Consider the following 23,237-nt stretch of genomic DNA (forward strand, 5'->3'; position numbering starts at 1 on the left):
GCGGGAGCCGACACCAGAGCTTGAGGCGCTCTCCCGGACTCCCCGCCAAGCGGTCGAATATATCCTCGACCAGTTCCCAATCGTCCGCCGCAAGGACGAAGAGCGCTACGGCGAGTATTGGACCAAGCGGATGATTCTGGAGATCTACGACGCCATGGTCGCGGGAAGTCCAGGGCGGTCTGCCATGACGGACGGAAGGAAAGGGTGAAGGCGATCCATGAGCGCCGAAGACCCCAAAACCTGGACCGCTTCCGGCGCTTACCGCCCCTCGGAGACATCCGGACCGGCGGCGGGCGCGCTGGAGCCCAACCGGCTCGTCGCCACCAGCTGGCCTTACCAGCAGGACAGACGTGACGAAAAGTGTCCTTGTCAGAAGGACAGGCATGCGACAGGCTTGGGGCGTGGCTTTGCACCCGGTGCTCCAAGAGAAGCTGACGGCGGGGCTGGAGCCGGTTTCGGTAGAAGGCTGGACACGGCGGGACACACGCCTTCCGGCGATCCGCAACAAGGTGCATACCGGGCTGGGCATGCGGCGGGTTGGCAAGACCACCTTCCTGCGCCAGCTGCAGCAGGAACAGCAGCAGGCCCTGGGCCCGCAGCGCGCGGTGTACCTGAGCTTCGATGACGACCGCCTGGCCGACCTGTCGCTCTCTCAGCTGGATGCGCTCCTCGAGGAGTACTACCGCAACTTTCCGGAGTTTCGCGGACGCGAGGTGGTGTGGTGGTTCTTCGACGAGATTCAGGTCGTCGCGGGGTGGGAGCTTTTCGTGCGGCGGCTCATGGACACCGAGAAGGTCGCGGTGGTCGTCTCCGGTTCTTCGGCGAGGCTGCTTTCGCGGGAGGTCCACACCTCGCTGCGCGGACGGGGATTCGAGACCGTTCTGCGCCCGTTCAGCTTCCGCGAGTTCCTCCGGCACCGGGGAGAAGAGCCCGGGAAACCGGTCTCCCGTCTGAGTCCCTCGGAACGCTCTTGGATCGAAAAACGCCTGCGCGAGTATCTCGAGGTCGGCGGTTTTCCGGAAGCCCAGGGGATCGAGGCGCGGCTTCGCATCCAGTTGCTTCAGGGCTATGTGGACACGCTTCTTTTGCGCGATGTGGTGGAGCGCTACCAGGTCAGCCAGATCGCTGCCCTGCGGTGGGTGGTACGGGCCTGTCTGCGCAACCCGGCCGGACTCTTGAGCGCCCACGGACTTTATCGCGACCTCAAGTCCCAGGGCCATGCGGTCTCGAAAGACACCGTTCATGCCCTGCTCGGGTATCTGGTGGACGCCTTCCTCCTGACGCTCGTGCCGCTGGATACGGAATCCGAGAGGCAGCGCAACACCAACCCCCGAAAAGTCTATCCGGCGGACCCCGGCTTGATCCGGGCGTTCGACACGAGCGGACGAGCCAACCCGGGCCGCGCCCTGGAAACGGCGGTGCTCAACGAACTGGAGCGGCGCGGCGCCGAGGTGGGCTACGTCAAGACCGGAGAAGGTTACGAAGTGGACTTCCATGCGCGCCTGCCCGAGGGCCAGAGTTTCCTGGTGCAAGTGTGCGCGGATGCTTTGGCGCCGGAGGTTCTGGAGCGCGAACTGCGCGCCCTGAAGGCGGCTGCTCCCCGATATCCTCGCGCGGAACGGGTGCTGATCGTTCTTACGCGGGAGCAGGCGGCTGCGGTGTCGGAGCCCGGCATCCGGGTCTGTCCGGCGTACGAGTGGTTCCTGGAGGAGCTTGAGCCATGACGATCTTCGACCTGCACTCGGCCGTGCTGGCCGACTATCGCGACTTCGTCCGGTCGTTTTTTCTGATCGCGGACGAGCGGGCGCGGGCGTTTGTGGACCGGGCCCTGGAAGAGGAGCAGCAACTGTGGCCGGAGCCGTTGGTGCAACTGAGCCCGGCGTATGCGCCGGGGGCGGCGGTGGATGAACTGGCGCGGCAAGGGCTTGTGACGGAGGAGACCGCGCGCATTTTCCGGCACCCGGACGGCAGGCCGTTTCGGCTGTATCGGCATCAGGAGGAGGCGATTCGGAAGGCGCTTGCGGGGGAGAGCATCGTGGTGACCAGCGGCACCGGCTCCGGCAAGAGCCTGTGCTATTTCCTGCCTATCCTGGACGATTTGATCCGGAGGCCCGACACGGGACGGCGGGTGGCGGCGCTGGTGGTGTATCCGATGAACGCCCTGGTCAACTCCCAGTTCCAGGCCTTGAGCGCGCTGAAAGAGCGCTACGAACGAGCGCTGGGACGCACCTTCCCGGTGACATTCGCGAAATACACGGGGGATACGACCGAGGCTCAGCGCCAGAACATGCGCGAGAATCCGCCGCAGGTCCTGCTCACGAACTACGTCATGGCCGAGTTGTTGCTGGTGCGGCCGGAGGATGGGCGGTTTCTGGACCGGGCCGGAGGCGGGTTGCGCTTTCTGGTTTTCGATGAGCTGCACACCTATCGGGGGCGTCAGGGGGCCGACGTGGCGATGTTGGTGCGGCGGCTGAAGGCCCGCTGTGGCGGTGCCGGCCTGGTGCACATTGGCACCAGCGCCACGATGATTGCCCGGCCGGGCGCGAGCGTGGTGGAGCGGCGTCAGAGCGTGGCGGAGTTTGCGACCCGCTTCTTCGGTCACCCGTTCGGGCCCGAACAGGTGATCGAGGAAACGCTGTCGCCTTTCACCGTGGGGGGTCCGCCGGAGGTGGAGGAGTTGCGGCGGGCGATGGCGGCGCCGTTGCCGGGCGACCTTGCCGGGCTGCGGACGCATCCGTTGATGCGCTGGCTTGAGCACGAGCTGGGTCTTGAGCGGGGCGCGGACGGTTCGTTGCAGCGCCGGGCGCCGAGGCCTTTGTCCGAGCTGGCCCGGCAACTGTCCGGGATCGTCGGGGTTGACCGGGGGGAGTGTGAGGGTCGGTTGCGGGAGCTGCTGGTGCTGGGGAGTCGTGCGGGTGTTGAGGGCGGGGAGCGGCCGGTGGCCTTCAAGTTGCATCAGTTTCTGACGCAGGGACGGACCTTGTATGCCACGTTGGAGGGGCGGGAAGAGCGGCGCTTTTCATTGGAGGGCCAGCTGCAGGCGGGGGAGGGGCGCCTGTTTTTCCCGGTGAAGTTCTGTCGTCAATGCGGTCAGGACTACTACCACGTCATCGAGTCGGACGGACGTTATTTGCCCCACCCGGTGGGCGCGGAGCCTGAGGACGAGGATGGTCGTGTGGGTTACCTGATGCTGGCAAACGAGGAGGAAGATTGGTCTCAGGACCAGCTCCCGGAGGAATGGTTCGAGACCAACGGCAGACTCAAATCGACCTGGCGGAGCCGGGTGCCGCAGGCCGTGTGGGTTTTGCCGGATGGACGGTTCAGCAGCACGTCGCGCCCCGGCGCGTTGAAGATGTGGTGGCAACCGCATCCGTTTTCGCTCTGTCTGGTCTGCGGCGAGTACTACACGGGGCGGGGGCGGGAGTTCATGAAACTGGCCTCGCTGTCCAGTGAAGGGCGATCGAGCGCCACCACCGTTCTGGCCACTTCGCTGCTGCGTCATGCGAGCCTGACCCGGGCGGCGCGGGACAAGTTGTTGACGTTTACGGACAACCGGCAGGACGCCTCGCTGCAGGCCGGGCACTTCAATGATTTTGTTCATGTGGCACTTTTGCGGGCGGCCCTGTACGCGGCGTTGAAGACCCACAAGGAGCTCACCTTCGACCGCATTGCGCAGGAGGTGGTCAGGGCTGCGGGGCTGCGCATTGCTGACATTGCCAGGAACCCGCAGTTGGACCCGGACAGCGACGCGGCGCGGGAGGTCTGGGAGGCGTTCACCGAGTTGACCGAGTACCGTCTTTATGAGGACCTGCGCCGCGGTTGGCGGGTGGTGCATCCCAACCTTGAACAGGTGGGTCTGCTGAAGGTGGAATACCGCGGCCTGGAGGAGCTCTGCCGGAGTGCTGAACTCGGAGCGTTGCATCCGCGGTTGGGTGACGCCGCGCCCGGGGAGCGGATGGCAATGCTGCGGCCGATCCTGGATCAGTTTCGGCGGAAGCTTGCGATTCAGGCGAGGGTGCTGGAGGAAGGCTTCCAGCAGCAGTTGCGGCGCCGGGCCGAGCAGCATTTGAACGAGTTTTGGGGGCTGGATCCCGAATCCGATGAATTGCGGGGTTCGCGCCGTTTTGTGAGCCCGGGAGCCACGGGCAGGCCGGCGGGGGGATTCAGTCTTGGGGAGTCCAGCCTGATTGGCCGTTACCTGAGGCGGTCGCTGGGCGTCCAGGGAGAGGCGTACTGGCAGGTGCTGGATGGTCTGCTGTCTCTGCTGGTGAGGCACGGGCTGTTGGTGAGTTGCGGACAGCAGGGAGACCACCGGTTCTACCAGTTGGAGGCGTCGTGCCTGCGTTGGCGGCTGGGTGATGGGTCGCCTCCGGAGCCCGATCCGCTGTATTCACGCCGGTCGGGGCATCAGAGTTACGCATCACCAACCCGGGCGGTGAACGAGTTCTTCAAACGGTTTTACCAGATCGAGGCGGCAACGTTCGCCGGCTTGGAAGCCCGGGAACATACTGCGCAGGTGGTGCAGGCGGGGGAACGGGAGCGACGGGAGCGGCGGTTCCGGTGGGAGGACCGGGATCGGACCAAGGAGGCCGACCTTGGTCGGCGTCTGCCCTATCTCGTTTGTTCACCCACCATGGAGCTGGGGGTGGATATTGCCGATCTGGAGCTGGTTCATCTCCGGAATGTGCCGCCCACCCCGGCGAATTATGCACAACGGAGCGGCCGGGCCGGTCGGCAGGGCCAACCGGGACTGATTGTGACCTACTGCGGGGCGCTGAACAGTCACGATCAGTACTTCTTCCGTCGCCGTGTCGAGATGGTGGCGGGGCAGGTGCGCCCGCCCCGGCTCGATCTGGCCAACGAGGCGCTGCTGCGCGCCCACATTCACGCGGTCTGGCTGGCGCACGTGCGGCTACCGCTGGGTGGTTCGATTGAGGAGGTGATTGACACGAGTCTGCAGGATCTGCCGTTGCGCGAGCACGCCGCTGCACAAATCCGGCTCAGCGAGGCGGCGCGAGGTGAGGTGGAGTGCCAGGTGCGCGAGATCCTGAAGCGTGACGAAGCGGCACTACGGGAGGTGGGCTGGTTCAATGAAGGCTGGGTGCGGCGGGTGATTGAGGAGGCTCCCAGGGAGTTCGACCGCGCTTTTGACCGCTGGCGCGAGCTTTTTCGGGCGGCTCAACGGCAACGGGAGGCGGCCCGGGCCGAGGAGGACCGGGCGCGGACGCTGGACGAGCAGCGCCGTGCCAGAGACCGGCAGGAGGAAGCGCGACGCCAGTTGAATCTCCTGCTTCAGGTGGGGGTGGCCCGTGAGGAAGGCGATTTCTACCCCTACCGATACCTGGCCAGCGAGGGGTTCCTGCCCGGCTACAACTTCCCCGCGCTCCCTGTGCGGGCGTGGGTGCCGCGAGGCGAGGAGGGCGATTTCATCGCCCGGCCCCGGTTCCTGGCCATCCGGGAGTTTGCTCCCCAAAACTTTCTGTACCACGAAGGGCGCCAGTGGGAATCGGTGGCGTTTCAATCGCCGCCCGGAGGGTTGGACGAGCGCAAGAGCCGCAAGCGCCTGTGCCGCACCTGCGGGGCGTTCGCAGAGCCCGACCTCGACTTGTGCCCCGTGTGCCAAACCCGGTTCGATGGATCGAACAGCCTGGTGACGACTCTTCTCGAGATGCCCAATGTCCGCATGCGGCGCAGGGGCCGCATCACGGCCGATGAAGAGGAGCGGCTGCGACGGGGCTACCAACTGGAAACATACTTCCAATTCGCCCCCGAAGCGTCGGGTTCCGGTCATCGTGCGTTCGAAGCCGACGTTGTGACCGGCAGTGGGCCTGTGATCAGGCTCGTTTACGCCCCAACGGCCACGCTGTTACGGATCAACCACGGCTGGAAAGCATCGGACGCGCAGGGATTTCTTGTGGATTTTGAGAGCGGCGAGGTGCTCGCCTCGCCACCCGACGAGGACAGACAGCCCTCGAGTGGGAAACGTCTGGAGCGGGTGCGACTCATGGTGCGTGCGACGCAGAACCTTCTTTTGGTCCGGTTTCTGGACTCCGAGTTCAGCCGTGATGAAACGGTCGAGGCGACGTTCCGTTACGCCCTGAAACGGGGGATCGAGGAGACGTTCCAGCTCGAAGAAACCGAGCTTGCCGCGGAACGCGTGGGTGAGGGAGAACACCGGGCAATCCTACTTTATGAGGCGGCCGAAGGTGGGGCCGGGGTGCTGCGACGACTGGTGGATGAAAGGGACGCGTTTGCCGAGGTGGCCCGGACCGCGCTTGAGATCTGTCACTTCCGGATCGAGGCAGGCGAATGGAGGGACCTCAAGCAGGACTGCCGCGCCGCCTGCTACGAATGCCTGCTGAGCTTCACCAACCAACATGAGGCACTGCACCTGGACCGGCACCGCATCCGCCCCCTGCTGGTCAGCCTGGCGGAAAGCCGTACCGAGCGCCGGATGAAAGAGCGGTCCCGTGAGGAGCACCTGGCCTGGCTGCGCTCGCTCACGGATACCCGCTCCGAGATTGAACGGCGGTTTCTTGAGGCGCTGGCTGAGGGCGGCCACAGGCTGCCCGATGAAGCGCAAAAGTCCATCAGCGCCGCGTCCTGCATCGCCGACTTTTTCTACGAACCGAATGTCTGCGTGTTTTGCGACGGCGCCGTGCATGACCAGCCGGAACAGGCAGCCCGGGACCAGGAGATTCGATCCGAGTTGCTGGCCCGGGGCTACCGGGTCGTTGTGATCCGCTACGACCGTGACCTCCAGCAGCAAATCGCCCAGTACGGTGACATCTTTGGGAAAGGCAAACCGTCGTGAGAGAGACTGCTTGCCTGTGTGTCTTCCGCTGGCCCGACACGATAGAGCCCGTGCCTCAGCGCACATGAGATCGATTCGCGCAAAACCAATTCGCACCAAACTGTTCCGTGGGTCCAAAGCCAGGGGGCATTGCTCTCAAGGGACGGCGACCCGGTGCAACGGAAGGGGTTGCAACCGGCAGCCACCTGGAAGTGGGTGAGCGGTCCTGACCTGAGGGAATCGGCTTGAGCGGAACCCGAATGGGATCGCTTATGCCTGCAACAACCACCTGGACATCACCATCCCGTACGAGTGGCAGGGCGTGCGGTACGAGTACCGCCCGGATTATTTCATCCGGTGGCGCTGCCAGAACGGACGGGAAATCAAGGTGATTCTGGAGGTCAAGGGTTTCGAAACGGAACAAAACCGTCAGAAGGAAACCGCTGCGAGGAGGTGGGTCCGGGCGGTCGATCACCATGGTGAGTTCGGGCGCTGGGCATTCGCTCTGTGTAAGAACCCTGGGAGCTTGAGGATGGCATTGGTAAATGAGGTCAAAACACTCTGCGGCGCGCCGTCTTGGCGGGAATGCCCGAGCCGGTGACCTGGCGCTCGAGCACCCGGCAGAGCAGGGGTTTTCGGACCGAGGTCAGCTCCGGGAGGAAGGCCAAGCTTTTTCTTCCGAACAAGCTCTGCCGCCAGTACGCTCGGAAGTACTCTCTGAACCGAGGGTCGTCTAGTCTACGACCTGTGCCCGGAGAATCGGCTGCGCAGGGGGAAGCCATGAACAGGAACGAGGTCAATATCGCTTTTGAGATTCTCTTGGAGGAGATCGAGTTCGTCGCCAACCAGCTCCACGAGTCCGGAGCGGCTGCTCTCCGTGCCGGGGATTACGAGAAGGCAAGGCAGGCGATCGAAGAAGCAATCCGGCTTGCCGAGTTCCGGGCGAAAGTCAGAGCCCTCCAGAACGAATGGGCGGGCCTGGTGTCACGGGGGCTCAAAGCACTTGGGGCAAAGCCACGACGAACCGCCAGGGAGCGCCTTCAACGCGGGCTTCGCACCCCGGAAGATGCGTTTCGCAGACCGATCCTGGAGAGCCTGGTGGAGCTTGGCGGCAGTGCCCCCATCGGCGAGGTTCTTGAAAGGGTGGGTGCCAGGATGAAGGGCGGACTCAACCAGTACGATTGTCAACCGCTCCCGTCGGATCCGCGCTCGGTGCGCTGGAAAAACACCGCACAATGGTGCCGGAACACCCTTGTCCGGGAAGGGTTGATGAAGAGCGACTCGCCCCACGGCATTTGGGAGATTACCGAGGCCGGGAGGAAATGGCTGCTCCATGAGAGCGGGCAGTAAGGGGCTTCTCGACTCCACAGTTACTGCCATGATTGCCGGGGCTGGTGGATCCAACCGGCCTGAATTGCCTGTCGCATCGCCAAACGACAGCGGGATACTGCCCGGGTCGAGAAGACCACGCCCGGACAGCGGACGAGCGGCGCCGCGTCCCGCTGCGGGCCGAGCTGAACGAGTCGCCCTTCCTACTCTAACTCGGCATGCCCGGGGAATGGGCGCGCGAAGCCACTCCGAACTGAAAACCCTGATCCCGACCTCGGGCCCCGCGGTCGAACGTATCCTCGACCAGTTCGCCATCGTTGGTTGCAAATGGGGTGGTAAGACCTTTCACAGCTGCCATGCATTTTTCCCCGGCGACTCGGTTGCGTGGGACAAACCTTGGCAGGCCCTCAAGCCGCAGATGGACTCGGCAGTCCTCGAGAAGATGCCGGGCAGCGTTTCGTTCCCCTGCGAGCCCGGGGAGCAAAAGCGGCTTGGCCTGAAACCGATTGATTGGCGGGGCCACGACGCTTATCGTTAACCGGAGACGCTCCAATGGATGAGAAGACTCGACCGACCGACACGTTGTTTGGGACAACGCTCCCGGCGGAGCTGGAGCGCTTCCTCAACGACATCAACCCCTGGTGGCAGGGCAAACCCATGCCTCCTTTGCCCCCGTTCCGCCGGTGGTTATTTGACCATGCCCTGCAGCGGTTGAAATCGGGACTCGCCCCGGTCACGGTGATTCGCGGGCCTCGTCAGGTCGGCAAGACCACCCTGCATCAGCAGATCATTGACCATCTCCTCTCCACGGAGAATGTCAACCCAAGGCGCATTTTTCGTGTCCAGTTTGATGAGATTCCATCGCTGAAGAGGCTTGAGGATCCCATCCTCAGCCTCTGCCGCTGGTATGAGAATCGGGTGCTCGGAGGCACCTTCAACGAGTGGGCGCGCAAAGGGGAACCTGTGTTCGTCTTCCTTGATGAGGTTCAAAACCTGACCGACTGGGCGCCGCAGGTCAAGGCGTTGGTGGATCACCATGCAATCCGCGTGTTACTGACGGGCAGCTCTGCGCTGCGCATCGAACATGGGCGGGATAGCCTGGCGGGCAGAATCTCCACCCTGGAGTTGGGCACACTTCTGCTGCGCGAGATTGCGGCGTTGCGTGGTTGGGGCGACCTGTCTCCTCTACTCCCGCTGAATGGCCTGAAGGAGCTCAAGGAGCGCCGCTTCTGGGAAGACCTGCGGAAGTATGGAAAGAAACATCAGGAAGTGCGGGATCGGGCTTTTGCCGCTTTTTCGGAACGCGGGGGCTATCCCGTGGCGCAGGCGCGCGTGGATCGCCCATGGGAAGAGGTTGCCGACCAGCTGAACGAGACCGTCATTCGTCGGGTGATCCAGCATGACCTGCGTCTCGGTGAACGGGGACGCAAGCGGGATCAGAATCTTTTGGAAGAGCTTTTTCGGCTTTCCTGCCGCTATGCAGGGCAGTCGCCGGGGCCTGCCCTTTTCGTGCAAGAGCTGCGGCAGGCACTGAATACCAATGTCGGCTACCAGCGGGTTCTGGCGTATCTGCGGTTCCTCAACGACACCTTGTTGATTCGCCTGGTTCCACCCCTGGAGCTTCGCCTCAAGCGGGCCAAGGGCTCTCCCAAGATTTGTCTTTGCGACCACTCGTTGCGAGCCAGCTGGCTCCAGGAGGTGATTCCTCTGACTCCGGAGGATCTTCAGCAAAACCCTCATTTGAGCGATCTGGCTGGGCATATTGCGGAGAGCGTGGTCGGATACTTTCTGGGCACCATGCCGGGCCTGGACCTGGCCTGGTTCCCAGGGCGCGGGATAGAGCCAGAGGTCGACTATGTCATTACGATCGGCGAACATCGGATTCCCATGGAAGTAAAATATCGTCACCGCATCGACGAGCATCGGGATACGTTGGGGCTGCGGGCATTTCTGGAAAAGACCGTCTATCATGCGCCCTTCGGCATTTTGATTACGCTCCGGGACGATGTCCCCATTACCGATCCGCGCATCATTGCGCTCCCTCTCTCATCGCTCTTGCTCATGAGGTGAGAAGATGACGACAGCTTTCTCGCGCGGCCCATACAACCGGACCGCCTTGAAAGGTCCGGAGTGTTGGGGGAACGAAGTGTTCCGGGTCATATGCCTCGGGGTGCGAAATGGGATCGCTGAGGGTTTGGATCGACGAGTCTGGGAAGGGCGACATGTTGGTCGTCGCCGGAGTTCTTTGCGACTGGGACGCAGTGCCGGGGATTGTCAACGAATGGCGAAACGTGAAGACTGCGCTCGGATTACCACCAGAGGTGGAGGTCAAATGGAATGTCCCTGAAGGTCATCCCACCCGTCAGGCGCTCGCACAAGTTCAGAGGACGAGCAAGGAACTCCGTGAACAAGCGGTAAAGTTTGTCGCAGGACGATACGATCTCACCTTCATTGCCGTTGTGATGCTCGAGCAGAGGGACTTGTCGTTCTGGAAAAAGTGGGTGTGGCGGAAGACAAGCGTGCGAGACTTCTATTGTGAGGGGCTCAAGTACCTTGTCCAGCGCGTGGCTCAGGAGGTTGTCGAGGCCCGGTTTCAAAGCTGCGTCATCATCTGCGACACTCCGGAGCTGGGACGGGAGTCTTTCACACTCAGAGCGATCCGGCGAGGGTCAACGGCAGTGGAGAAGACCTATCAAGACTGGTACCGGAACGGCGCAGGGCGGGGTCCTGGCGGGCAGCACAAAGTGGTTCCGCTTTGTGAAATCGGTTTTCATCCTTCGGTTTTGATCGGCGATGCCACGTATCACGACATGCTGCAAATCGCTGATGTCGTGGCCGGGGTCACAAGGGAATGGGTTGGCGCTGCACGGGAAAACCGTGAGACTTCCTGGAAAGTCGAGTGCTTCAAGGCGATAAGCGGTCGCTTTCGAAGTCGTCACGGAACGCCGGGTCTCTTTGGCGATGGTTTTGTATTATGGCCATCGAATCCCGGATTGTGGGAGCAGCTCAAACGAAGCTTGGGGTACGTAATGGAACGATGACTCCTCGTGGACCACGCCGTTCTGAACTTTCCGTTTGAGAAGCCGGGGCACCAAATGGGCCTGTGAAGATGGGCAGCCGGTCCTTGAGAAGGACCGGGGCCAGCCGCCTCATCTCCTGAAGCTCCACGTCTGTCCCAGGGTGGCAAAGTTTCGGAGACCCAGAAAGAGGATGGGCCGCCTCCGGACCTCCGGGATTCCCTCCGTGTGGACCACGTCTGCCAGGAAGAGGGCGTGGTCCCCGTCCGAGGGCCACTCCCGCGTCTTCAGCTCAAAGACCGCCAGCGCCGTGGCGGGTACCCGGGTGCGATCCAATCTCCGGGCCGGGCGGAGCTCCACCCCGAGCCGGGCTGCCTTGGAGCTTTTCCGCCCCGTGAGGTAGCCGGCCCGCACCACCCAGGCCCGCTCCTCCCAGGGGAGGAAGCAGAGGGCGGCCTCCCCCAGCTCCCGGAGGAGCCCCAGGCTGTAGTTTTGCCGGTCCACCGCCAAGAGGAAGCGGAAGGGGCTTTTGGAGACCGGAGTCCACCAGGCCATGGGGAAGAAGTTATCCCCCACGGCCAGGAGGGCCAGGTGCATGGGGTAGAAGAGGCTCCTGTACCTCACAGCGCCACCTCATCCCCCGCGTCGCCCAGAACGGCCTCCAGCACCTTTCGGGCCGCCTCCTCCGGAGCCAGGGCGCCCCGGGGCGGACCGCCCAGCGGAGTCCAGAGGGGAGTGGCCACCGCAGGGAGGCGCACCAGGATCAGGCGCACCCCATCCTTGCGCAGCTCCTTCCGGGCCACCTCGAGGTAGGCCTCGAGGGCGGCCTTGGCGGCGGCGTAGGCGCCAAAGCCCGGCACCCGCACGTAGGCCGGGTAGGCCCCGAAGAAGACGGCCCGGGCACCCTGCCCGAAGCGGGCGTACTTCAGGACATTGGCAGCGGAGAGAAAGTGGGCAGAGAGCATCGCCTCCAAGAGCTGCCGCCCGGTCTCCCGCGCCGGGGCCCGCCCCGCTACTCCCACCGCGTGGAAGAGGAGGTCCACCGGACCCGCTTGCTCCAAGAGGGCACTTGCCTCCAGCTCGTCCGAAAGGTCGCCCCGAAGGGAACTTCCTCCCAACTCCTGCGCGAGGTCGCGGAGCACTTGCGGCCTCCGCCCTACCAAAAGGAGTTCGCCCTGGCCCTGTAACTGCCGGGCCAATGCCTGGCCCAGCCCGCCCGTTGCACCTAGGATGAGGATTCGCATACGCGCTTTTTCGAGCCTTCGAATGGAACGTTGTTTGAACCGGTCCGTAAAACCTCGCGACGAACCGCCCCCACCAGGTCACTAAAGATTCGGCGGTGGAACGGGTAGAGGAGCCACCAATAGAGGAAGCCGCTGAGCCCTCGGGGAGCGAAGTAGGCCGTCTGGATCAAGCGGCATCCCTCGTCCTCGGGGTGGAGGCACCACTCCAACCAGGCTTCGCCAGGTAGTCGCATCTCCGCCCGTAACCGCAGGAGGCGGGCGGGCTCCAGGGCCTCTACGCGCCAGAAGTCGACCGCCTCTCCCGGGAGGAGCTCGGTGGGATGACGTCGACCCCGCCGGAGACCCGGCCCTCCCAGGAGCCGGTCCATGAGCCCGCGGAGCTGCCAAGCCCAACCCCAAACCAGCCAGCCCTTGTCCCCGCCCAGGGAGGTGAGGACCCGGAAGACCGACTCGGGTGGAGCCTCCACCCGAAGGGTCCGCACCTCCCGGATCATCCCTTCCCGGTCTTCAAGAAGATATCCGGGGCCGAAAAGGGCCCCAGACCAGCGGGTCTCAACTTTTCCCAAGGCCAGCCGTTCCAAGGCCAGGGCCACCGCTTTCTCGTAGGGGATGGGGTTCACTTCGGGGAACAAGGCCCGGGCCCGGGCGGTGTCCGCCACCAGAGGGTGAAGGATGCCCTCCACCAAGGGGACGGCCAGGCGATTGGGGATGGGAGTGACCAAGCCCACCCAGAGGGCGGCGAGCCGCGGTGCCAGGACAGGCACGGGCAGGATGACCCGCCTGAGCCCCCGCAGCCGGGCGTAGGTCTCCATCATGGCCCTGAAGGTGAGGGGCTCCGCTCCCACCTCCACCACATCAAGGGGCCCCTTCTCCAGGGCCAGGAGGAGGTAGGCCAGGACGTCCCGGACGGCGATGGGGGACACGAGGTTCAGCACCCAACGGGGGGCCACCATGACCGGGAGCCTTTCGGTAAGGTAACGGACCATTTCAAAGCTGGCCGAGCCCGAACCCACGATGGGCCCCGCCCGAAATTCCGTGGTGGGGAGGTGGGCCCGGAGGATCTCACCCACTCGTGCCCGGCTTGTCAGGTGTGAGGAGGGCCGGGCCCCTTTGGGCAGAAGACCTCCCAGGTAGACCACGTGCCCAAGTCCCGCCTCCCGGGCCGCTCGGGCGAAGGACTCCGCCTGGCGCTCTTCCGCCTTCTGGAAATCCTTCTCCGAGAGCATGGCGTGGACCAGGTAATAGGCGGTTCCCACCCCCTCCAAGGCCCGCTTGAGAGCCTCGGGGTCTTCCATGCTCCCCCGGTGGACCTCCACCCGGCCCGCCCAAGGGCGGCCCTCAAGCCGGGCCGGGTCGCGTACCAGGACCCGCACCGAGTGCCCCCGCTCCAAGAGCCGGGGGACCAGCCTGCCCCCTACGTATCCCGTGGCCCCGGTGACCAGTACCCGCATTGTGCCCACTTTAGCAGCCAAACCGGAGTCGGCAACCCGTGCAGCCTCAACCTGCATGGCGCACTCTGCAACTGGAACCTCTCCTGCTTTTGCGGGCGTTGGTGGTGGGTCTTCCCAAAGCGCGTCAGCCAAAGCCACGACGAACTGCCAAAGAACGCCTTCAACGCGGGCTTCGTACCTTGGAAGATGCGTTTCGCAAACCGATCTTGGAGAGTCTGGTGGAGCTTGGCGGCAGTGCCCCCATCGGCGAGGTTCTCGAAAGGGTGAAGGCGAGCCACTAGCGATGGAGACTGTAAAACCTGGACCGCTTCGCGCGATCACCGACATCCGGAGACATCCGGAGTGGCGGCGGGCGCGGTCGGGCCCAACCGAGTCGTCACCACCAGCTGGCCTTGCCAAAAGGACAGACGGGACCACAGGTGTCCTTCTCAGAAGGACAGAAATGCGGAAGGCCTGGGGCGGGGCATTGCATCCGGCGCTTCATGAGAAGCTGACGGCAGGTTGGAGCCGGGTTTTCGGGGGCGGGCGGTGGGCGTGAGTGGGTGGTTAAAGGCGTTCGGGCGGCACGAAGCTGAGAGATTCGTCCAGCCAGGTGTCGTGCCGCAACACACGCAAACGTTGTCGATAGGCTTCCCGGGCTGCCCGATGTTGGGCCAGGACACAGGCCGCCGCGGCGGCGCGTTCCGATCCCGGAACCCAGTGGCGGAGCATGTGGGTCAACGCCCGACGCAGTGAACCGGGCAGGAAACGGCGGAACAGTTCGTCTTCCAGACTCAGAAAGGCACGGGCACTGCCCGGATCGCCCTGGCGCCCGGCGCGGCCGTACAATTGCCGGTCAATTCGCGGACTTTCATGCTTTTCCGTAGCGATGACGTGCAAGCCGCCCAGGGCGGCCACGCCCGGGCCCAGTTTGATGTCCGTGCCGCGTCCGGCCATGTTGGTGGCGATGGTGATTCGTCCCGGTTGACCGGCCTGCGCGACGATGGCGGCTTCTTCGCGATGCCGCGTGGCGTTGAGGAGGTTGAACTCCAGGCCAGCTTCGCGCAGCCGGCGGGCCAGTTCTTCGCTGGCGGCGACGCTGCGCGTGCCCACCAGGACCGGTCGGCCGGTGGCATGGACCCGGCCGATCTCCTCCACCACGGCGCGCCATTTGCTTTCGGTGTCCGGGAACACGCAATCCGGCCACTGTTCACGGATGCAGGGTCGGTGTCGCGGGATCACGAGGACCGGCAGTCGGTAGACGTGCCAGAATTCGGCCGCGGCCTCTTGGGCGGTGCCGGTCATGCCACAGAGGTGGCGGTAGAGGCGGAAGAATCGCTGGAAACTGAGCCGGGCCAGGGTCTGGTCGGGCGGCGTCAGGGGCAGGCCTTCCCTGGCTTCGATGAGCTGGTGGAGCCCGGCGCGCCAGCGTCGGTGCGGCATGAGCCGGCCGGTGAATTCATCCACCAGGATGACTTGCCGATCCTGGACCACGTACTGGACGTTGCGATGGAAGAATTCGCGGGCCACCAGGGCCTGACGCAACAGTTGTTCGCGTCGCCACGGGCTGCGCCAGTAGCGGGGCACGGTTTCCCAAGCTTCCTCCAGGGCGGCGCGGCCGGGCGGGAGCAGCTCGACGTCGCGATGGCGGGGATCCACGCGGTAGTGCCGACCCGGCTGCAGCGAGGCGGCCACCGCCCAGGCCCGGCGGTAGATTTCCTCCTCTGCGGGCGTGTTGGTGGAGGCCGAAATGATCAGCGGGGTGACGGCCTCGTCAATGAGGACACTGTCCGCCTCGTCCACAATGGCGGTGTGGAGGCCCCGTTGGACGCAGGGTGCCGGGTGCGGTTGCGTGCCCACCAGTTGGGCCAGCCAGAGTCGTGCCGGATGGGAGCCGGCCGCCCCCAGGGCCAGACGGTCCCGGAGAAAATCGGCCACCACCTCCTTGCTGGTGGTGTAGGTGACGTCGCAGGCATAGGCGCGGCGACGTGCCGCGGCGTCCATGGTGGAGAGCACGCAACCGGAGGTTACCCCGCAGAACTCGAACAGGGGTCTCATCCAGGCGGCATCGCGTTCGGCCAGGTAATCGTTGACCGTGACGACGTGGCAGGGGCGACGGGTCCAGCCGAAAAGGACTGCGGCCAGGCCGGCGGTGAGGGTTTTGCCCTCGCCGGTGGCCATTTCGGCAAGGAACCCGCGATACAGCGCCAGGGCACCCAGGATCTGCTCGGGAAACGGTTCCAAGCCGATTGTGCGTGTCGCTGCTTCCCGGACCGCTGCCAGGGCCTCCCGGAGAACCGGTTCACTCACCCGGTCGGGTCGGCGGAACTGTTCGCGGTACCCGGTCAGGCGCTCGCGCAGCACGGCGTCCGAGCAAATCCGCAGTTGGGGGGCCAGCCGGATCACTTCCTCGGCCGTGTTGCGGAGCTGGTGCAGTCGGGCGCTCCGACGTTGCCAGTAGCCGATGCAGCGGTCCACCAGGGCGTCCAGGCCCCTGGTCAGGGGCGGCACCCGCGTGGGCGTCCATACTGCGATCTGGAGCGTGCTCGCGTTCACCACCCGTATTCGCGTTGGAGGAGTTGGTGCAGCCGCCGGCCCCACTGCCGGAGCAGCGGTTCCGGGGGCAGGGTGTAGCGGATCTGTCCGGAACGGCCGTGCATCAATGTCACCGCCGGATCCTGCGCCAGTTCGGCCCGGACCAGGAAAAACGGTTCGGCCGCGCGCCGGCCGGAGGGATCATCCAATGCGACCGGGATTTTGCCGCCGCCGCGCCATCCGAGGGCCGGGGAGGGCAACTGACGGTGCTCGGCCGGCACAACACGCTGGGCCGTTACGTTGAGGGGGGTGCCGGCCTGGCCGCGGAACCGCACTTCTGCGGCGCGCAGAGGTTGGGCGAACAGCCAGGCGGCTTCCCGCTGTGTCACCGCCGCTTCGAAAAGGAAATTTTCCTCGCTGAGCACCAGGCCCAGGGTGGTGCCCCGCGGGATCCAGCGTCCCACGGCCTGATCCAGCTCCGGTGCCACCCAACGGCCCGCGTGCGGGGCGCGGACCAGCTGCAGAGCCTGTTCGGCTTCGATTTCGCGGATTCGTTTTTCCAGGGCGGCGCGCCTAGCCGCCAGCGGTCGCAGGTCGGCGGTGGCGTCGTGCAGGGCCCGGCGTTCGCGGGCCACCGTTTCCTCCCATTGGGCCCGGGCCAGCTGTCGTTCCCATTCCAGCTCCGGATTCTCCAGCCGCAGCAGCGGGTCACCGGCCTGCACGTTGCGGCCGGGTGGGGCGAGGATCTCCACCAACCGACCTTCCGTGGGCGCCGCCAGCAGGGTGTACCGATCGGATCGGAGCACACCCTCGGCCCGGAAGTGATGGGGCAACGGCACCCCGCCCAGGACGAGGAACACCCCGGCCAACGCGGCGCCGCTGACCGTCCAGGCGCGCAGCCGACATCGTTCCAGACGCGGGCTGGCTGCCAGGTAGGCCACGGCACGGACCAGGGGTGCCACCACCCAGCCGATCAGGCAGGCCACGGCCATCAACACACCCAGTAGGAGGAACCGTTTGCCGACGAACAACAGGATGCCTGCAAACACCACGACGCGGTACACGTGCCCGCACACCGCATACAACAGCAGCCAGACCGCTTCACGCCGGCTCCGGGCCGGACTCACGGCAGTCGTGCAACCGAAGGCAAACCGTTCCACCACATAACCCAGCATCTGGTTGGCCCGACTGTACAGGTTGGGGATGTCCAGCAGGTCCGACAGCACGAAATACCCGTCGAACCGCATCAGCGGGTTGGCGTTGAACAGGATGGTGGAGACGGAGGCCACGAACATCATGTTGAACGCCAGGGAATGGACGGTGCCCGGGGCGGTACCCGCCCACACGAAGGTCATCAGCGCCGCCACGAACAATTCCACCCACATGCCGGCCAGCCCCACCCAGATGCGATGGGCCCGTTCGCGAAATCCCCAGGCCGAGGTTACGTCCACGTAGGGCACGGGCGTGAAAATGAGGAACATGATGCCCAGGGTGTGCACCTCGCCACCCAGATGGCGGCAGACCAGGGCGTGTCCCAACTCGTGCAGCAACTTGAGCAGGGCGAACCCGACGTACAACAGGAGCCAGTTGTCGGGGGCCAGGATCCGATCCGTTTGCTGCATCAACTCCGGCGCGTGGTCCACCGCCACCTTGACGGCCCAACCCACCGTCGCCACCCACAGGCACCAGCCGGCCGGGCCCAAAAACCAGCGCATCAAGGGCAGGACCCGCTGGAGGAACCGGTCGGGATCCCACAGTGGAATGCGCGCGAACATGATGCCCAGGAGTCGCGCCTGCCACTGGCGGCGTTCGCGCTGGCGTTGACGTTCGAACAGGCGGGCGCTGTCCGGCGGTTGATCGGATTGCAGCAGGTTGGCCTGATGCAAGCGGGCCAGCAGTTGGATGGTCTCCTCCTGGCCGGGCGCCGTATCCGGCTGGGCGCGCACGCAGGCTTCCCAGGCCTGTTGCACGGTGAGGTCGGGTCGCAGCCGCGCCACGAAGGCCCAGGCCCGGGCCGGGAGCCGGAAGAACTGGTTGGTGAGGGGATCCTCCAACACGTACCAGAGTTCACCCCGGAAAAACTGTCGGCGCACGCGCACGTCCGGCCGGAGCGTGAGCCGTTGGTCGGCCGCTCGATGCCAGCTTTCACTTGGGACGCTGCCGGGCAGCATGGGATCAGAGCCAGAAGAACAGGCGCAGGAAATCGACCGTGCGATGGGTGAGGATCCAGAAGAAGGTTCGGTGACCGACCTCCAATTTGGCCACGCCGGTCATGCCGGGACGCCACCATTCGGGGGGCGGATCCAGCGTGGTGCAACGGACCAGGTAGACGTTTTGACCCTCGTGGGTTTGGGCGGCGGGTTCGATTCGTTCGACGCGGACGGGAAACTTGAGGCGGGGCTGGCTCAGGAAGGCGACCTCGCCCGGCGCGCCGGGCCGGACCTCGTGGATGTCGGTCTCGCGCACGCGGCATTCGAAGTACAACCGGTCCAGTCGCGCCACCCGGAACAGCGGGTCGCCGGGCCGCACGGGCGCGCCCAGGTGTTCCTTCAGATCGCCCTCCACCACCACGCCGTCAAAGGGACTGCGCAGGTGGGCTTGGGACAGCCGGTGCCGGATCAAGCCGAGGCGTGCCCGGGCCTGTCGGGCTTGGGCTTCCGCCACGCGCATGTCGGCCAATGCACCGGCGGCGCGGGCCTTTTCGGCTTCGCGCAGGGCGCGGTCCAGATCGGCCAGTGCGGCCGCTTCTTCCAGCAACAGCTCGCGCGTGTCCAGCGACAACAACAGGTCGCCCGAGGGCACCACGTCGCCGACCTCGTGAGGCACCTCGGCGATGTAACCGGCAAACGGCGCGGTCAGTACCGCCACGTCCTCGGTCTGCAGTTCGAAGGGGGCTTCCACGCGGTAGGTCATGCCGCCCAACAGCAGGACGGCCAGGGCAGTGACCCCGGCCAGGGCGCCCACCTTGGCCCAGGTGTGTTCCGGGCCCAGCCAACGGGCCAGGCGACGGCGAGCGGCTGCGGCGGCGCGGGCGCCGACCCAGCGGTCCGCCTCGAACCGTTCGGCCAGTCGGCGGACCACCAGTTCGGCCACCAGCCCGAGAAACTGTTGATCCGTCTCACCGAAGGGGCGGTTGGCTCGTTCACAGGTCAACACGCCCACGACCTGACCCTGGACTCGGAGCGGGACGGAAATCACATACGCCACGCCCTGGAAGGCCGCCAGGGCGGCGTGGTCGCGGGTCACGTGCGGGTCGGAAGGGTCGGCCGGCCACCGGAGGATGTCGTTCTGGTCCATGGCCTCTTCCATGGCCTGTTCCAGTCGGCGCACGGCTTCCATTTTCCGTTCGAACCGGTCGGTGTGACTGATGGCCTGCAGACGGATGTAGGGTCCGCGGCGCCAACCCAGAGCCACCCGCGTGCATTCCAGGCGGCCGGCCAGTTCGTTCACCAGGGCCAGTGCCAGGGCCGGGAAACGGTCGTGCGCATTGAGGACGGCCATCAGGTCCGTTACCGAGGCGAGTTGACCCAGTGTTTCCCGGGCTTGTTGCACCCGCTGACGCAGTTGGTAGAGCCGGGGTGTATCGGCCATCAACCGCAGGTGCCGCAGAGCCGCTGCGGCCTGAACCTCGCTGGCCGATTCCAGGTAAAACACCGAGATCAGGCGCGGGCCGGGCTCGGCTGTTTCCCATCGCACGGCCAGTGCATACGAGCCGGGGCCCTTGCCGGCACCGTTCAGAGGTGCCAGCGCGGCTTCGCGTCCGGCCACGGCCCGGGCCACCTCCGGCGCGGCCCGCCAGAAGAGTTGCAGGCCGGGTTGAAGGTGGAGGTGTTCCGGCCATTGTCGCACCGGCTGCAACGGCGCGCCATCCTCCTGTCGGAACAGCACGCCGGCCCGGGCACCGGCCAACAGGGTGGTGGTTTCCTGGAACAGAGCCCAGAATTCTTCGGGCGGGCCTTCGAACAGGCGCAGCGTGTTCAGGCGTTGCAAACCCGCCTCGAACCGTTCAGCGGCTGAGGCCGGGATTTCCGTCATGTTCGCCGTGTTCATGGCACTTTCAGGGTTGGCGAGGGGGGAGGTCCGGCGGTGGTTTCGGGGATGAGTCGACCGGCCACGCCCGGGGCCACGGCGCCCTCGGGGTTTTCGAACCAGACCTCCACGCGCCGCAGGCCGCTGGCCGGATCTGCCACCGGCGAGACAAAGGCGACCCTGCCCTGCACGCGCACCGGTGCCGGTGCAGCGTCCAGTTCCACCGTCACCGTCCGGCCGGGCTGCAGTGCGGCGCACCATGCCGGTTCCAGGTTGGCGGTGAAGCGCACGCGGCGGGTGTCCACCAGCCGAACCAGCGGTTGGTAGGCCTGCACCGCTTCCCCCACCTCGGGCAGGACGTCCACCACCACACCGTCGCAGGGCGCCACCAGCCGGCGCCGACGGAGTTGTTCCTCGGCCATTCGCAGTTCGGTTTCGGCGATCTGGTAATCGGCCCGTGCCTTGTCGAGTTCCTCCTTCTTCACCGAAATGCTGTTCTGCTCGAAGAGCCGCCGGAGGGCTTCGTATTCGGTCCGGCGGTTTTCCAAAACCAATCGTCGGCGTGTGACTTCGAGCTCTTCCAGGGCGGTGTCGAGTTCCAGCAACACATCCCCGGCGCGCACGGCCGAGCCTTCGCGCACGGGGCATCGGGTGACGATTCCCGCCACCGGCAGGCTGAGTGTGCCGTCGTACATGGCCTCGGTGATGCCGGGGGCCGGTTCGGTCCCCCGTGCCAGCCAGGCCACCATGCAGGCTGCAGCCAGCCAGGTCCGCACACGGGCGGAACAATCCCTTCTGCGGTGTACAAGTTTCGAGTTTTTCATGGGGTCACGTCCGGTTGCCGCCGCAGCGCCTCCAGGGCTCGACGCTGAGCCGGGGTTTCGTGCCCGGCCGGATCGGTGGGCCGGGCGGGCTCCGGGTTTGCCGAACCGGCTGCGACGATTTCATCCGCGCGGGTCTGCCACCGGCGCAGACCCGCCGCCAATTGCGTGCGATCCGGTTCGCATCCGCGTGCCTCCAGGAGCCGCCCGCTGACCACCTCCAGCTCCAGGATTGCGCGTTGACGTTGGACCAGGGTTTCCGCCAGCTGATTCCGCGCTTCCAAAAGGTCCTGCTCGATTTCCAGCACCTTGCGACTGTCCAGCTTGCCCACTTCCAGGCGGGCCAGTGCGGATTCCAACAAGGTGCGATTGAATCGCACGAGGGCCTCGTAACCTTCGATCCCGGCGCGTGTGGCCCGGAGTTTTTGCCGGACCACCTCGAGGGCGTTGGCGATCTGGCGTTCCAGTTCGCGCAGCGCCAGTTCCGCCGCTTCATATTGGAGTCGCGCGGCGCGGAATTGGTTCCGCTGTTTGATGCCACCGCCCACGGGAAATCGCAGTTCCAGTCCCAGTGTCCAACTGGGGAATCCGCCATCCTCCACCACCGCCCAGGAATCCCCCGGCGTCTCGCCCAGGCCGTTCCAGCCGTAGCTGCCCACGAGGTTCAGCTCGGGCAGCCGCTGGTTGCGCTGGTAACCCACGCGATTGGCTTCCTGCATGACCTTGAAGCGCTGAATCTGATAGTCCGGATTCCGTTGCCAGGCAGCCTGCCACAAGGCGAAGGAATCCGGTTCTGCGGCCTCCGGCGGCGGGGTGTCCACGGCCACCACCCGGGTCCGGCTCTCGCTCAGCGTGCGCGAGCAAAACGCCAGGACGCGGGCGGCTGCTTCTTCCCGTTTTTGCAGGGCTTCCTCCAGCTTGGCGCGTCGTAGCGCCACACCCGCCTCCGCCTCCAGGATCTCCAACTCCGAACCCCGCCCCGCCTCAAACCTTTTCCGGTTGTCTTCCAGCAGTTTTTCCGCCGTGGCCAGCGACTCTTCAAAGAACCGGACCTGCTCCTGGGCCAGGTACAGGTTCCAGTAGGCGTCCTCGGCCTGTGCCAGCGTGATCATCAATTGTCGCCGGTACTCGTGAAAAGCGATGTCCGATTCCAGCGCCGCGATGCGCAGGGCCGCCAACGTGGCCGCGGGCCCGGCGTCCTTCAGCAGTGGCTGCGTCACCGACACGCCCACGAACGTGACAAACTCGCCATTGGTGGCGCCGCGGAACAAAAACAGCGGCTGGCTTTGCAGGTTGTTTTTCAGATCCCGGAGCGTGTAGCCCACCCGCACGCGCGCCCCGCTGGGTAACAAACCCTCCAGGCCGCCCTGATAGATGTTGTTCCGCTCGCTGAAGACGCTGGTCAACGTGCTTCGTTGTTGCTCGACGGTGTTGAGTCGTTCGTTGATCTGGCGCTGGACCGAGGCGAACAGTTCCGGTTCAAACGCGCCCCGCTCGGCCCGTGCCCGGCGCCAGGCCGCCACGCTCTCCAACCAGCGCGCCTGCAGCGTCTCGTTGGCCTCCAGTACCGTCCGCAGGTAGTTGGTCAGGGTCAGCTCCCAGACCGTGTCCGGTCCGGTTTGCGCCTGTCCCGGACCCTGCCCCGCGGGTGCCCGGTTCACCAGCACCCAAACCAGTGTCCAGCCAGACAGCCAAACCGTTACCGCAGTCAGGGGTCCCTTCACGGGTTGCCAACTTACCCGGTCCGACCCGCCCGGCAAACTTCGGTTTTTTACGGACCTGCGACTCCGGGTCGTTCCGGACAACCGCCCGGTGGCGTCCCCGGGGACCCCCACTGCGCCCCCGCAAAAGGAATCCGCCGCGACTAGCGAACCGGTGTCCAGCCCTGACCCGGTCGGTACTCGCGCGCCCCGCTTTCACGGGGACACCGGCACCCCAGGAGTCCGGCCGTCACCAGCACCAACACCAACAACCATGCCCAACGCGTTTTCACGAGGCCAATGTAAACCGGGTTGTCAGCCGGACAAGGTTGCGCGACA

General features: G+C 65.4%; 15 protein-coding genes. 6 read left to right on the top strand and 9 right to left on the bottom strand.

All coding sequences use genetic code 11. The features are described 5' to 3' along the window. The first annotated feature begins 383 nt into the window (after positions 1 to 383). The 6 genes from G4L39_RS06525 (at position 384) to G4L39_RS06550 (ending at position 11,163) form a co-directional block, all read left to right on the top strand. Positions 384 to 1,724 (top strand): ATP-binding protein, encoded by a 1,341-nt coding sequence (locus G4L39_RS06525; RefSeq protein WP_165106844.1) that lies wholly within the window; start codon positions 384 to 386, stop codon positions 1,722 to 1,724. Continuing rightward, positions 1,721 to 6,814, top strand: a complete 5,094-nt coding sequence (locus tag G4L39_RS06530) for a DEAD/DEAH box helicase (RefSeq protein ID WP_165106846.1) — start codon at positions 1,721 to 1,723, stop codon at positions 6,812 to 6,814. The genes G4L39_RS06525 and G4L39_RS06530 overlap by 4 nt, the downstream gene beginning before the upstream one ends. Before the next feature lie 759 nt (positions 6,815 to 7,573). Continuing rightward, entirely contained in the window at positions 7,574 to 8,143 is a 570-nt protein-coding gene (locus G4L39_RS06535) for a winged helix-turn-helix domain-containing protein (RefSeq protein WP_165106847.1), read from the top strand. A gap of 208 nt (positions 8,144 to 8,351) precedes the next feature. Beyond that, positions 8,352 to 8,660 carry a hypothetical protein gene (locus G4L39_RS06540; RefSeq protein WP_165106849.1) on the top strand — a complete coding sequence of 103 codons (309 nt, stop codon included), beginning with the start codon at positions 8,352 to 8,354 and terminating at the stop codon, positions 8,658 to 8,660. 14 nt (positions 8,661 to 8,674) lie between these two features. Continuing rightward, entirely contained in the window at positions 8,675 to 10,192 is a 1,518-nt protein-coding gene (locus tag G4L39_RS06545; RefSeq protein WP_165106850.1) for an ATP-binding protein, read from the top strand. Between the two features lie 107 nt (positions 10,193 to 10,299). Further along, entirely contained in the window at positions 10,300 to 11,163 is an 864-nt protein-coding gene (locus G4L39_RS06550) for a DUF3800 domain-containing protein (RefSeq protein ID WP_276607549.1), read from the top strand. A gap of 108 nt (positions 11,164 to 11,271) precedes the next feature. On the opposite strand, the gene G4L39_RS06555 is transcribed toward G4L39_RS06550, so the two are convergent. The 9 genes from G4L39_RS06555 to G4L39_RS15405 form a co-directional block, all read right to left on the bottom strand. Beyond that, positions 11,272 to 11,763: a flavin reductase gene (locus tag G4L39_RS06555; protein WP_205880840.1), complete on the bottom strand. Its 492-nt coding sequence runs from the start codon at positions 11,761 to 11,763 to the stop codon at positions 11,272 to 11,274. Next, positions 11,760 to 12,383 carry an SDR family NAD(P)-dependent oxidoreductase gene (locus G4L39_RS06560; RefSeq protein ID WP_165106853.1) on the bottom strand — a complete coding sequence of 208 codons (624 nt, stop codon included), beginning with the start codon at positions 12,381 to 12,383 and terminating at the stop codon, positions 11,760 to 11,762. The genes G4L39_RS06555 and G4L39_RS06560 overlap by 4 nt, the downstream gene beginning before the upstream one ends. Next, positions 12,365 to 13,834 (bottom strand): SDR family oxidoreductase, encoded by a 1,470-nt coding sequence (locus tag G4L39_RS06565; protein WP_165106854.1) that lies wholly within the window; start codon positions 13,832 to 13,834, stop codon positions 12,365 to 12,367. Before G4L39_RS06565 ends, G4L39_RS06560 begins: the two co-directional genes overlap by 19 nt. 546 nt (positions 13,835 to 14,380) lie before the next feature. After that, positions 14,381 to 16,369 (bottom strand): preprotein translocase subunit SecA, encoded by a 1,989-nt coding sequence (locus tag G4L39_RS06570; protein WP_165106856.1) that lies wholly within the window; start codon positions 16,367 to 16,369, stop codon positions 14,381 to 14,383. Beyond that, positions 16,366 to 18,519, bottom strand: a complete 2,154-nt coding sequence (locus tag G4L39_RS06575) for a hypothetical protein (protein ID WP_165106857.1) — start codon at positions 18,517 to 18,519, stop codon at positions 16,366 to 16,368. The genes G4L39_RS06570 and G4L39_RS06575 overlap by 4 nt, the downstream gene beginning before the upstream one ends. A gap of 4 nt (positions 18,520 to 18,523) precedes the next feature. After that, on the bottom strand, positions 18,524 to 20,398 hold the full coding sequence (locus tag G4L39_RS06580; protein WP_165106858.1) for a GAF domain-containing protein: 1,875 nt from the start codon (positions 20,396 to 20,398) through the stop codon (positions 18,524 to 18,526). Then, positions 20,395 to 21,201, bottom strand: coding sequence for an efflux RND transporter periplasmic adaptor subunit (locus tag G4L39_RS06585; RefSeq protein ID WP_165106859.1), 807 nt, complete (start codon positions 21,199 to 21,201; stop codon positions 20,395 to 20,397). Before G4L39_RS06585 ends, G4L39_RS06580 begins: the two co-directional genes overlap by 4 nt. Next, complete coding sequence (locus tag G4L39_RS06590; protein WP_165106860.1) at positions 21,198 to 22,922, bottom strand: TolC family protein; 1,725 nt, start codon at positions 22,920 to 22,922, stop codon at positions 21,198 to 21,200. The genes G4L39_RS06585 and G4L39_RS06590 overlap by 4 nt, the downstream gene beginning before the upstream one ends. 140 nt (positions 22,923 to 23,062) lie before the next feature. Then, positions 23,063 to 23,191: a hypothetical protein gene (locus G4L39_RS15405; RefSeq protein WP_276607551.1), complete on the bottom strand. Its 129-nt coding sequence runs from the start codon at positions 23,189 to 23,191 to the stop codon at positions 23,063 to 23,065. Between the last annotated feature and the right edge of the window lie 46 nt (positions 23,192 to 23,237).

Origin of the sequence: Limisphaera ngatamarikiensis, assembly GCF_011044775.1 — a bacterium.
In the GTDB taxonomy this organism is placed as follows: domain Bacteria; phylum Verrucomicrobiota; class Verrucomicrobiia; order Limisphaerales; family Limisphaeraceae; genus Limisphaera; species Limisphaera ngatamarikiensis.

Excerpts from the sequence above, each read along its gene's own strand:
- G4L39_RS06585 (WP_165106859.1), bottom strand. The coding sequence starts at position 21,201 with ATGAAAAACTCGAAACTTGTACACCGCAGAAGGGATTGTTCCGCCCGT.
- G4L39_RS06535 (WP_165106847.1), top strand. The coding sequence starts at position 7,574 with ATGAACAGGAACGAGGTCAATATCGCTTTTGAGATTCTCTTGGAGGAG.
- G4L39_RS06525 (WP_165106844.1), top strand. The coding sequence starts at position 384 with ATGCGACAGGCTTGGGGCGTGGCTTTGCACCCGGTGCTCCAAGAGAAG.
- G4L39_RS06560 (WP_165106853.1), bottom strand. The coding sequence starts at position 12,383 with ATGCGAATCCTCATCCTAGGTGCAACGGGCGGGCTGGGCCAGGCATTG.
- G4L39_RS06550 (WP_276607549.1), top strand. The coding sequence starts at position 10,300 with ATGGGATCGCTGAGGGTTTGGATCGACGAGTCTGGGAAGGGCGACATG.
- G4L39_RS06575 (WP_165106857.1), bottom strand. The coding sequence starts at position 18,519 with ATGCTGCCCGGCAGCGTCCCAAGTGAAAGCTGGCATCGAGCGGCCGAC.
- G4L39_RS06530 (WP_165106846.1), top strand. The coding sequence starts at position 1,721 with ATGACGATCTTCGACCTGCACTCGGCCGTGCTGGCCGACTATCGCGAC.
- G4L39_RS06545 (WP_165106850.1), top strand. The coding sequence starts at position 8,675 with ATGGATGAGAAGACTCGACCGACCGACACGTTGTTTGGGACAACGCTC.
- G4L39_RS06540 (WP_165106849.1), top strand. The coding sequence starts at position 8,352 with ATGGGCGCGCGAAGCCACTCCGAACTGAAAACCCTGATCCCGACCTCG.
- G4L39_RS06565 (WP_165106854.1), bottom strand. The coding sequence starts at position 13,834 with ATGCGGGTACTGGTCACCGGGGCCACGGGATACGTAGGGGGCAGGCTG.
- G4L39_RS06580 (WP_165106858.1), bottom strand. The coding sequence starts at position 20,398 with ATGAACACGGCGAACATGACGGAAATCCCGGCCTCAGCCGCTGAACGG.